This is a genomic window from Actinomycetes bacterium, assembly GCA_036000965.1.
Lineage (GTDB): Bacteria > Actinomycetota > CALGFH01 > CALGFH01 > CALGFH01 > DASYUT01.
In genome coordinates this window covers 1-10,856 of record DASYUT010000321.1, presented here as the reverse complement: position 1 = coordinate 10,856, position 10,856 = coordinate 1, and the positions used below count along the sequence as shown (strand labels likewise).

Annotated in this window: 9 protein-coding genes; 6 read left to right on the top strand and 3 right to left on the bottom strand. The window is 71.7% G+C overall.

The window, feature by feature from the left end; genetic code table 11:
• Nucleotides 1-289: 289 nt before the first annotated feature.
• Nucleotides 290-1,498 (bottom strand): saccharopine dehydrogenase NADP-binding domain-containing protein, encoded by a 1,209-nt coding sequence (locus VG276_29350; protein ID HEV8653394.1) that lies wholly within the window; start codon nt 1,496-1,498, stop codon nt 290-292.
• A gap of 196 nt (nt 1,499-1,694) precedes the next feature.
• Here VG276_29350 and VG276_29345 point away from each other — a divergent pair, with 196 nt between their 5' ends.
• The 6 genes from VG276_29345 to VG276_29320 all read left to right on the top strand — a co-directional run bounded on the left by VG276_29345 (nt 1,695) and on the right by VG276_29320 (nt 9,842).
• The gene (locus tag VG276_29345; protein ID HEV8653393.1) at nt 1,695-2,882 is read left to right on the top strand and encodes an AMP-binding protein; all 1,188 of its coding nucleotides are present in this window, start codon (nt 1,695-1,697) and stop codon (nt 2,880-2,882) included.
• Nucleotides 2,883-2,975: 93 nt separating this feature from the next.
• Complete coding sequence (locus tag VG276_29340; GenBank protein HEV8653392.1) at nt 2,976-5,225, top strand: molybdopterin-dependent oxidoreductase; 2,250 nt, start codon at nt 2,976-2,978, stop codon at nt 5,223-5,225.
• Between the two features lie 257 nt (nt 5,226-5,482).
• Nucleotides 5,483-7,972, top strand: a complete 2,490-nt coding sequence (locus VG276_29335) for a lysylphosphatidylglycerol synthase domain-containing protein (protein HEV8653391.1) — start codon at nt 5,483-5,485, stop codon at nt 7,970-7,972.
• Nucleotides 7,973-8,748: 776 nt separating this feature from the next.
• Nucleotides 8,749-9,192, top strand: coding sequence for an alpha/beta fold hydrolase (locus VG276_29330; GenBank protein HEV8653390.1), 444 nt, complete (start codon nt 8,749-8,751; stop codon nt 9,190-9,192).
• Nucleotides 9,111-9,647 (top strand): alpha/beta hydrolase, encoded by a 537-nt coding sequence (locus tag VG276_29325; GenBank protein HEV8653389.1) that lies wholly within the window; start codon nt 9,111-9,113, stop codon nt 9,645-9,647. The genes VG276_29330 and VG276_29325 overlap by 82 nt, the downstream gene beginning before the upstream one ends.
• A 42-nt stretch (nt 9,648-9,689) precedes the next feature.
• Nucleotides 9,690-9,842, top strand: a complete 153-nt coding sequence (locus VG276_29320; protein ID HEV8653388.1) for a hypothetical protein — start codon at nt 9,690-9,692, stop codon at nt 9,840-9,842.
• Here the strand turns inward: VG276_29320 and VG276_29315 are convergent.
• Both VG276_29315 and VG276_29310 read right to left on the bottom strand, forming a co-directional pair.
• Nucleotides 9,839-10,102: a DUF6176 family protein gene (locus VG276_29315; GenBank protein HEV8653387.1), complete on the bottom strand. Its 264-nt coding sequence runs from the start codon at nt 10,100-10,102 to the stop codon at nt 9,839-9,841. The genes VG276_29320 and VG276_29315 overlap by 4 nt on opposite strands.
• Before the next feature lie 290 nt (nt 10,103-10,392).
• Nucleotides 10,393-10,856, bottom strand: a 464-nt coding sequence (locus VG276_29310; protein HEV8653386.1) for a nitroreductase family protein, incomplete at its 5' end; no start/stop codon positions are given.

The window sequence follows — 10,856 nt, the reverse complement described above, 5'->3', positions numbered from 1 at the left end:
CACGCCCGCCTGCCAGATCTGGATCGCGACCAGGCTGAGCGGGTGGTTGCCAAGGCGCACGGCGTGTGTCCCTATTCGAACGCGGTCCGCGGCAATGTCGAGGTCACGGTCGTCGTCGACCCGGCTCCCGACGTCATCTAGGCCACCACTGCCGCGGCGCCCACCGGGCCCCACCGAGCGGACAAGCTAGCCGAGGAAGTCGACCCGGCCACCAGCGCTCCCGGGCGGGACAGGTGACCTGCCTCGGCCACGTTGAAGGCAAGCCGGTTGGCTTGCAGCGTGCGCTCCGTCACCGAGGACGTGGCTCTCGACCTCCTCCCGGCTCAGGACCCTCGTCGCTCTGGAGCACCCGGAACGAGATGCCCGCCTTCTCTAGCCGTGCACGCAGTGCCTCCCCCATGGCGACGGCCGTGGTGACCTGTCCCGCGGCCTGCGGCAGCGCGTCGTTTGCCAGGCACAGCGCGGACTCGGCCAGCATCTTGGAGGTTTCGGCATACCCGGGATCGCCGCCGGCCACCTCGGTGACGACGCGCCGGCGGCCAGCCTCGCCAATGAACCGCACACGAAACCAGGCCTTGTCCCGCTGTTCGGCGGTTGGGCCAGCGCCGGATGGCCGGAGCTGGAGCAGCAGCTTGCGGGTCGGCGGCAACTGAGCCAGTGCGAAGGTTCCTGCCACTCCGGCGGTCAGGGCCGCCGCGACCACCGGATTCCCGACCGCAACGAAGTGGCTGTAGGAGAAGTCGGGCCCGTAACGGTCAAGCGCCCGGGCCGAGCGGACCACGATCTGCGGGTCGATCGAGGGCAGCGGCAGCACCCACGCCCGCAGGTCGCGGTCATAGCCTGGCCGGCCCGGGACCGCGCGCACCCGCCGGGTGGGGTCGCTGGGCTCGGTTCGCCGCCGTTCGGCATGAGCCGCAGCCGCCTGGCGGAATCGTGAGAAGGACGTGACGGCGGAGTCCACCGTCCCGCCGGAGGGGAGCCCGCCCGCGCTGACGTACCCGCGCACCCGGATCGGCCGCTCCTGTGGCAGTTGCTGGACCGTGAACAGGGTGCCGAGGTCGTGCGGGACGGAGTCGAAGCCGCAGGCGTGGACCAGGCGAGCGCCCGTCCGCTCCGCCGTCGCGTGGTGACGCACATACATCCGGTCGACGAATTCCGGCTCGCCGGTGAGGTCGACGTAGTCGGTGCCGGCCTCGGCACAGGCGGCGACCACCGGTTCGCCGTATCGGAGGTACGGCCCGACCGTGGTGACGACCACGCGGGACGCCTCGGCCATACGCCGCAGGGAGGCCTGGTCGCTGATGTCGGCCTCGAGGATCTGGACGTCGACGCCGAGCCGGTCGCGTAGCGCCTCCAGCTTGCCCCGGTTCCGCCCGGCGACCGCCCATCGGGTCGCGCCTGGCCCATGAGCAGCCAGGTACTCCGCCGTCAAGGCGCCGGTGAAGCCCGTCGCGCCAAGAACGACGATGTCCAGTTCACGCTGCTGGTGACTCGTCACCTCAGCAGGCTAGTGGCCTGCCGGGCGCTCCGGCAACACGAGGATGCATCGCTCATGCCGGTGGGAACACCGTCGCTGGCAACCTTGACACGATGCCCTTGGCAGTTTCACGGTGTGGGCAGCTAGGACACCCATGAGCGCATGAGCCTGTTGGACGGCATGCGGCTGCTGGAGTCCGCACCCACGGAGGACACGCATGCGACCGCATCGGGTGGAGGTTCCCAACACACTCGCTGACCTTCCCTTCCTCGGCGCCGAACGGTTCGGCCAACGTCCCGCGCAGCGCTTCAAGCGTGACGGCGTCTGGCGGGATCTGACCTACGCCGAGCTGCGCGACAGCGCCCGCGAGGTGGGCCTCGGGCTGGTCGCCCTTGGGGTCCGCCCCGGCGACCGGGTGTGCGTCCTCTCCGAGACGCGACCGGAATGGGTGCAGGCGGAGCTCGGCATCGCGGCTGCCGGTGCCGTGCTGGTACCGATCTACCCGTCCAGCTCGCCGGAGGAATGCGCGTGGGTGATCGGGAACTCCGGCGCGGTCGCGGTGATCTTCGAGAACGCCGCGCAGCTCGCAAAAATCGAGCAGCACCGCCACCGGCTGCCCGAGCTGCGGCATGCGGTCGTCGTCGACCCGGCCGCCGCGGCGGCCGCCAGCCTTGAGCAGCTCCGCGCACGCGGCCGTGATGGTGACCGGTCCGAGCTGGAGCGGCGGACCGCGGGCGTGCGACCAGACGACCCGGCCTTGATCATCTACACCTCCGGCACGACCGGCCGGCCGAAGGGCTGCGTGCTCACCCATCGCAACATGACCGCCTGCTGCCGGGTCACCGAGGAGCTCAGGGTCGTCGGGGCGGATGCCGTCGCGTACCTGTTCCTGCCCCTGGCGCATGTCTTCGCCCAAGTCGTGCAGCTGAGCGTCTCCAGCGTCGGCGGCGTGGTGGCGTACTGCAGCGGCGACGCGTCCACTATCGTGCCGGACTGCGCGGAGGTGCGGCCGACGTGCATGCCGTCGGTGCCGCGGATCTTCGAAAAGGTGCATGCCCTGTTCGCCAGTCAGGTGCCGGCCGACACGCTGTCGAAGGCGGTCGAGGTCGGGCTTGCCGTGCGCCGGCTCGAGCGTGCCGGGGGACCGGTGCCGGAGCAGCTGCGCCGCGGCTTCGAGCAGGTCGACACGCAGTTGTTCGCCAAGGTGCGCGCGGTGTTCGGCGGAGGTGCCGACGATGATGTCGGCCGCTCGGGCGTCCACGCCGAGGTCGTCCATCGCGCGCACGACTCCGCGGTGGAACGCCTCACCCGCCGTCCCGCCGGCCCCTATATTGCGCGTCTGGCTCGCTACAGCCCTTGTCCTGACCTCGGTGCCCGTCCGGATCGAGGAGGTTCCGAGATGTAATTGCCCAAGCCCAGTGCATCTACTATTGCCTCGTCAGAGATGATTAGTCATCTTGTCCCAGGAGCCACCCGGCCAGCTGGAAGGAGGTGGCGCGTGTCCTCATCGGCTGAGACGACCGTCTTCAGAACCTGCCCGCTCTGCGAGGCGACGTGCGGCTTGGAGCTCACAATCGGCGACGGCGCGGTGACACGGATCCGCGGCGACCGGGACGACGTCTTCAGCCACGGGTTCATCTGCCCCAAGGGAACGACGCTCGGCCACCTGCACGACGACCCCGACCGCCTGCGCGGGCCGATGGTCCGCCGCGACGGCGACCTGCGCGCGGCCACCTGGGAGGAGGCGTTCGCCGAGGTCGCACGCCGACTGCCGCCGATCATCCAGCGTCACGGTCGCGACGCGGTCGCGGTGTACATCGGCAATCCGACCGTCCACAACCTCTCGGGCACGCTCTACAGCCGCCTGCTGCTGCGCGTGCTCGGCACACGCAACGTCTTCACCGCCAGCACCGTCGATCAGCGGCCGAAGGAGATCTCCAGCGCGCTGATGTTCGGGACGATGGTCAGCCACCCCGTCCCTGACCTCGACCGCACCTCGTACCTCCTCCTGCTGGGCGCCAATCCGCTCGCGTCCAACGGTAGCCTGGCGACCGCGCCCGACTGGCCGGGGCGCCTGCGTCGCATCCGTGAGCGGGGCGGCGCGGTCGTCGTGGTCGACCCCAAGCGCACCCGCACGGCCGAGCGTGCCTCCGAGCACGTCCCGATCCGCCCCGGCACCGACGCGCAGTTCCTCATGGCCATGGTGCACACCCTGTTCGCCGACCGGCTGGTCGATCCCGGCGATGGGGTGCGGGGGTTCGTTTCCGGTGTCGATGTGGTCGCGGGGTTGGCGGGCGACTTCACGCCCGAAGCCGTCGCTCCGCTGTGCGGGATCGGCGCCGACACGATCCGCCGGCTCGCGCGCGAGCTGGCCGCAGCCCCGAGCGCGGCGGTCTACGGACGCACCGGGACCTGCACGCAGGAGTTCGGGACGATCACCAGCTGGCTCGTCGACGTCCTCAACGTGCTCACCGGCAACCTGGATCGCCCCGGCGGCGCGATGTTCCCGAAGCCGGCCGCCGGCGGCCCGAACACGCTCGGCAGGCCGCGCTACGGTCGCGAGACGCGGATCGGACGCTGGCGCAGCCGCGTGCGCGGGCTGCCGGAATCCTTCGGCGAGCTCCCGGTCGCGTGCCTCGCCGAGGAGATCGAGACCCCGGGCGAGGGCCAGGTGCGCGCGCTCATCACGATCGCCGGGAACCCGGCGCTGTCGGCTCCCAACAGCGGCCGCCTGCAGCGCACGCTCGCGTCGCTGGAGCTCCTGGTGTGCGTCGACTTCTACATCAACGAGACCACGCGCCACGCCGACGTGATCCTGCCGGCGCCGAGCCCGCTCGCGCGCGGGCATTACGACCTCGCGTTCTACCTGTTCGCGCTGCGCAACGTCGCGAACTACTCACCCCCGGTCTTCCCCCTTGAGCCCGGAGAGCTCGACGAGTGGCAGATCCTGTCCAAGCTTGCGCTGGCCGCTCAGGGCCTCGGCGCGGACGCCGACCCGGCCCTCGCCGACGACGCCGCGATCCGCGTGCTCGTCGAGCGCGCGGTCGCGGATCCGCACTCTCCCTTCCACGAACGCACCACCGACGGGGTGCTCGCGGAGCTGGCGCCCCGCACCGGCCCGGAGCGGATGCTCGACTTCATGCTCCGCGCCGGCCCCTACCGGCTGACGCTCGACACGCTCCTCGAGAACCCGCACGGGGTCGATCTCGGCCCGCTCGAGCCGCGGCTCCCGGAGGTCCTCCGGACACCGTCCGGGATGGTGGAGCTCGCCCCCGAACCGTTGGTGGCCGACGTGGAGCGGCTGCGGGCGTCGCTCGCGCGCGCAGCCGACGGGGACGATGGGGCGCTCGTCCTCATCGGGCGGCGCCACCTGCGCTCCAACAACTCGTGGATGCACAACATCGGGACGCTCGTGAAAGGCAAGGCGCGCTGCACCCTCCAGGTCAACCCGGCTGATGCCGCCCGCATCGGCCTTGAGGACGGCGGCGCCGCGCGCGTCTCCTCGCGGACCGGCGCCCTCGTCGCCCCCGTCGAGCTCACCGACGCGGTCGCGCCTGGCGTGGTCAGCCTGCCCCATGGCTGGGGGCACGACCTCCCCGGCGTCGCCATGGCGGTGGCGCAGGCGCACGCTGGCGTGAACTCGAATCTGCTCGCCGATGACGAACGCTACGACGAGCTGTCCGGCAACGCCGTCCTCAACGGCATCCCCGTGCAGGTGGTGCCGGCGGGATCAGGCCTGCCCGCTTGAGCAGGGCGGCTCGGCGGGCCCGTCCTCTCACGCTCGCGGGCCAGGCACAATCCTGCGAGGTAGGCCGAGACGCTGGTGGCGGCGTGGGGAAGGATGGGCATCTTCAACCTCCGCGATCGGGTTCACCACCCGCGAGGAGTTGCGCCAGGCGCTCAGCCGGCGCTCCGACGGCCGGCTGCGGCTGGACCCCCAGGAGGCACGATGAGCCGGCCAGGCGTGCAGCGGTCGTTGGACCCGGTCAGACAAGGGTTGCTGTGATGGACGACCACGAATCAGCCGCTGCCAAGCCCCGCTCGCGCACCCGCCTGGCTGTCCAGGCCGTGCTGTCGCTGGTGCTGGTGGTGGCGATCTTCTGGTACCTGCTCAAGGGCATCGACCTGGGCATCGACCTGGGCCAGGTGTGGGCCGAGATCCGGGCGATGACCTGGCTGGAGGATGCCACGCTGCTGGCGATCGCCGCCTGGAACCTGGCCACCTACGCGCTGGTGTGGATGTCGGTCACGCCCGGGCTGGGGTTCTGGCGGGCGACGGCAATGACCCAGTCGACCAGCGCGGTGGCCAACACCGTGCCCTGGGCCGGGCCGGTGATCGGCACCGGCATGACCTACAGCATGTTCGGGCACTGGGGCTTCTCGCGGTCGCGGACCACGGTGGCGGTGCTGGTCTCGGGGGTGTGGAACGCCTTCGCCAAGCTGGGGCTGCCGGTGCTGGCGTTGGCGCTGGTCGCGCTGCAGGGCAACGCCAGCACACAGCGGGTCATCGCTGGGCTGGCGGGGATCGCCGGGCTGGTGGCCGCGATCGTGGTGTTCGCGCTGCTGCTGCGCAGCCAGGAGCTGGCCCGCCGGTTCGGGGTCTGGGCCGGGCGGGTCGCCTCGCGGCTGCTGCGGCTGGTCCGCCGGCCGCCCGTGCACGGCTGGGAGCTGGCCACGGTCAAGTTCCGCACCCGCACCCTGGACCTGTTGGAGGGTGGCTGGGTGCCGATCACCGCCGCCACGCTGGTCAGCCACCTGTCGCTGTATGCGGTGCTGCTGGTCACCCTGCGCCACGTCGGCGTCAGCGACCAGGAGGTCTCCTGGGCGCAGGTGCTGGCCTTCTTTGCCTTCGCGCGGCTGCTCACCGCGGTCCCGTTCACCCCCGGCGGCGCGGGGTTTGTGGAGGCGACCCTGATCGGCGGGATGACCGCCGTCGGCGGCGACCGGGAGCAGGTCACCGCCGCGGTGCTGGTGTTCCGGGCGCTCACCTGGTTCCTGCCGATCCTGGTCGGGGTCGTCTGCTACCTGTGGTGGCGACGAAGCCGGCTGCGGCCCCAGCCCGTCACCGCAGGCGACCCACAGGTGGCCGCCCCCCAAGCTGCGGCAGCGGCCAGCGGGGACCGACCGGGCACGCAGGCGAGCGACCGCCGGCCCGGTGCTCGAGCCTATGTCCGCCATCCGGGGGATGTGCTGCGGGTGGTGCTCGGCGCGCTCATCCTGCTGGCCACCATGACCGCGATCCACCAGCACCGCATCGGGGTCCGCGAGGCCAACCTGTTCCGGCTGATCAACGACCTGGCCCTGCCCGGCTGGACCAAGTGGCCGGTCTGGGGCGTGATGCAGCTGGGGGTGATCGGGGCGGTGCCCTTGGTGGCGCTGCTGGCCCTGGCGACCCGGCGGCTGCGGCTGGCGGCGTACGCGGCCCTGGCCGGCGGGACGATCTATCTGGTCGCCAAGCTGGTCAAGGAGTTCGTGCAGCGGGGCCGCCCGCAGATGCTGCTGGACAACGTGCACATCCTCTTGGAGCCGGACCGGGGCCTGGGCTATGTGTCGGGGCACTCGGCGGTGGCGGTGGCGCTGGCCACGGTGGCCAGCCCGTTCCTGGGCCGGCGGGCCCGCCGGGTCGCCTGGGTGCTGGCCGGGTTGGTCTGCGTGGCCCGCATCTATGTCGGCTCCCACCTGCCGTTCGACGTGCTCGGGGGGGCGGCGCTCGGCTGGGCCGCCGGCGCCCTGGTCCTGCTGGTGTTCGGCGCCCCCACCGGCCAGCCCTCGCTGGAGCGGGTCCGCACGGCCCTGCAGACCTACGGGTTCGACCCCGCTGACCTGGCGCCGCTGGCTGGCCAGGACCGCCGCTCGGCCCGCTACCTGGTCTCCAGCCATTCGCGGCCCGACCTGTTCGTCAAGGTCGTCTCCCGCGAGCGCCGCGATAGCGACCTTTTGTACCGGGCCTGGCACTGGCTGAAGCATCGTGGCCGACCCCCGAGCCGGCTAGGTGATGCGGTCGCCCAGGTGGAGCACGAGGCGTCGATGGCGCTGCTGGCCGCCGCGGCCGGGGTGCGGACCCCACCGGTGCTGCTGGTGCGGTCCTTCGGCAACGGCGCCGGCCTGCTCGTCCAGCAGCGGGTGGCCGGCCGCGACCTGACCGGCCTGGACGGCGAGCGGCTCGACCAGGCCCGACTGGTCGACCTCTGGCGGCAGGTCGCCGGCCTGCGGGCGGCCCGGATCGCCCACCGGGATCTGGGGCTGGCCAGCGTCATGGTGGACGAGGACGGCCAGGTGTGGATGGTCGACTTCGACCGGGCCGAGGCGGCCGCCAGCCAGGCGCTGCTGGACCGCGACCTGGCCACCCTGCTGGCGGCGCTGGATGGTGTGGCCGATCCGGCGCTGGTCCACGCCACCGCCGAACACGTCCTCGGCCAGGACACGGTGGGACGCGTGCTACCGCTGGGTGCCTCCACGCCGGCCACCTCTGTCCACGCGGCCCGGGGGTCCTGAGCGACCAGCGACCTCAGCGACCCGGGACCCACAGCGACCCGGCGGCACGACCTTCACCAGCTTGTTACGGGCCTTGCTTCCTCGGCGCTTCGGGGACGGCCGCTCCGGCGCCACTTGGGCGGCCATCCTCAGCCCGCAGGTTCCCCGACGGTGTGATCCACCTGGCGGCCGTGGGCCCACGACAAGACCGGCCGTGACCGCGCCCACGGCCGTCAGCCCGATCGCCACCGCCCCCACGGCCACCAGCCCAATCGCAACCCCACCGACACTGAACAGCCCGATCGCAACGCCACCGATGGCCACCAGCCCCGTGGCAATATCCCCGAGCGCGATGATTCCGCGGGCCCGTCCCAGCCGATACCGGCCATCGGCCTGCCGACCCCCGACCGCGACGTGCACGACCGGCAGGTCCCCCCACCGCTGCTCGGAGCGGTACTCCATCGCCCTTCGTCTGACCGCCATCGCTCCTCCCCACAGCCTTCGCGATCCTTCGTGTTGGTCCACCGTTGCGCTTGCTGCTCTCGGGCAGTATCAGCTGTCGCGCTGTTGGGCGGAAGGGCTTGCCGACCCCGCCGCCGTCCACCGCCGACTGGTGCAGGCTCTTGCCTGACGTAAACGGGCGTTCAGGGGCGTGAGCCGGTGCAGCCGGTGGAGTCGGGTTGTCCGCTGATGGGTATGCGGTGGCTCGCGCTGCTGGGTTGGTCTCGCCAGCGCTCCAGCTGGCGACCCTGCGCGCCTCGCGTCAGACCGAGGGCCCCGCGCCCGACGACGACACCGTGGCGCACGCTGACCCACCGGGCGCGTTGGCCGGCGGGGGCGCCGAGAGCCGCTTCCTCACGGCCGACGACGGCGTCCGGCTCCACTATCTCTGTTGGTCCAGCGGACGGTCGCCACCGTGGGCGGTCGTCATCTTCCTGCACGGCATCGCCAGCCACGCCGGCTGGTTCGGCGAGACCGCCGCCGACCTCAACCACCAAGGCATCGCCGTCTATGGACCCGACCGCCGCGGATCCGGGCGCAGCGGCGGCCCACGCGGTCACCTCACCCGCTACCAGCGCGCGCTTGATGACGTCGAGCAGGTGGTGCGGCTGGTCGCCTCCGAACACCGGGGCACGCCGGTGTTCCTGGCCGCCTCGAGCTGGGCGGCCAAGCTCGCCGTGGTGTACGCCGCCCAGCGACCGGCGCCGCTGTCGGGCTGCTGCTGCTCGGCCCCGGCCTGACCTCTGAGGTCAAGCTCTCGCCGGCCCGACAGGTGCAGGTCGTGATCGGGCACCTGGTCGCCCCGATGGCTTGCCTGCCCATTCCGCTGACGCCGGAGCTGTACACGGCCAACCCGCCCTACCTGGCCTTGATCTGGTCTGATCCGCTGCGGCGGCTTGAGGCCACGGCCGAGTTCTTCTGGGAGACGGCACGGCTGGACCGGCGTCGCCGGCGCGCTGCTGCCCGCCTGCGCCTTCCGCTCCTCCTGCTCCAGGGCGAGGACGACAAGATGATCGATGTGCCCAAGACGCGCCGCTGGTTCACACAGCTGGGAGTCCAGGACAAGACCTACCGGGCCTATCCCGGCGCGGGCCACACCCTCGACTTCGAGCCGGACCGCACCGAGTACCTGGCCGACCTGCTCGCGTGGCTGTCGGCTCGGGCCGGATCGGGGCCGTCTGGGCGGAGCTGTTAGAACGCATTACCTCACCCTCTACGCTCGGCGGCAACCTGGGAAATGCCGGTCCGCACAGCCACCTATCTCGTCGGCCTCCGCCAGGCCGACGCCTTCCTGCGCGCCCACGGCACCATCATCCAGGCCGTCAGCCGCGCCGACCTGGAGGCGTTCATGGCCGACCCGCATCAACGGGGCCCGGTGCCCACGTGCTAAACGCGGGCGAATTCGACGTGGTCGCGGTCGATCAAGAAGGTCGACGTGTTCAGCTCGGCGTCGCCCTCGCCCTGGATGCTCCCCCCAGTACAGCCAGTCGGCCTGCTCGTCGCCCGGTCGCGGAAGACCGTCTCGAAGGGCATGCGCTCGCGGTCCACGCAGGCCGCGCACTCGTCGAGGCGGTCGTTGAGGACGATGCGGTCCACGCAGTCGTAGCTGCCCTGCAGCAGCTCGCCGTACCGCTCGCTCAGCTCATCCATGGCAGGAGGGTAAGGGCTTGCCGCCGAATAACCTGGCCAGGTCGAGTGCGCTCACCTCGGCATGCTGGCGCGGGAACGACCAAGTTGTTGGCCGGCGAGCCCTAACCGTCACCCGCCGGCAACTGGAACTGCCCCCGTCAGGGGCCACCGGTTCCGAACGCAGTCTCGGAAGCGGCGTAGCGTTCCTTGGTGGCTGGATGACTGATGCCGATTTGGGTTGTGGGTGACGGGAGGTGACAGACGTGACGAGGCCGCCGCGGAAAGGGGTGGAGGGGACGTGTCCCGCGCCGTCAGCGCTCCGCCAGGCCAATGCGCGGCAGCTGGGCCGGGCGCATGCCCGGCCGTGCCCGACAGGCAGGGACCCCGACCGCGACGCTGAGCATCGGTGCGGCACGGGTGCCGAAGAACGCCGAGATGTCGTCCAAGAAGGTGAGCCCGGTGGCGCCAACGCCGAGCGCGAACGCCGCCAGCTGTAGTCGCTCCGCAGCGACGCCGCCCTCCAGCTGGGCGGCCCGGTAGCCGCGGGCGCCCAGGGCCTCCAGGATGGGCTCCAGCTGCGCGCAGTGAAAGATGGTCGCGGCCGCATCGCCGCCCAGGTCCTGCCCCAGGCAGAGCGAGCGGGTGCGGCCACGCTCTGCCCCGGCCCTGAGCAGCCGGAACTCGCTCCCGTGCCACTGATAGGCCCCTGGCGGCAGCCCCTGCACCGCGTGCACGGCCAGGAAGTGCTCCAGCAGCGTGGCCTGCGAGGGGACGA

What these genes read in the sequence shown, in the direction of transcription:
- VG276_29335 (HEV8653391.1), top strand. Translation starts at nt 5,483, where the DNA reads ATGGACGACCACGAATCAGCCGCTGCCAAGCCCCGCTCGCGCACCCGC.
- VG276_29345 (HEV8653393.1), top strand. Translation starts at nt 1,695, where the DNA reads ATGCGACCGCATCGGGTGGAGGTTCCCAACACACTCGCTGACCTTCCC.
- VG276_29320 (HEV8653388.1), top strand. Translation starts at nt 9,690, where the DNA reads ATGCCGGTCCGCACAGCCACCTATCTCGTCGGCCTCCGCCAGGCCGAC.
- VG276_29315 (HEV8653387.1), bottom strand. Translation starts at nt 10,102, where the DNA reads ATGGATGAGCTGAGCGAGCGGTACGGCGAGCTGCTGCAGGGCAGCTAC.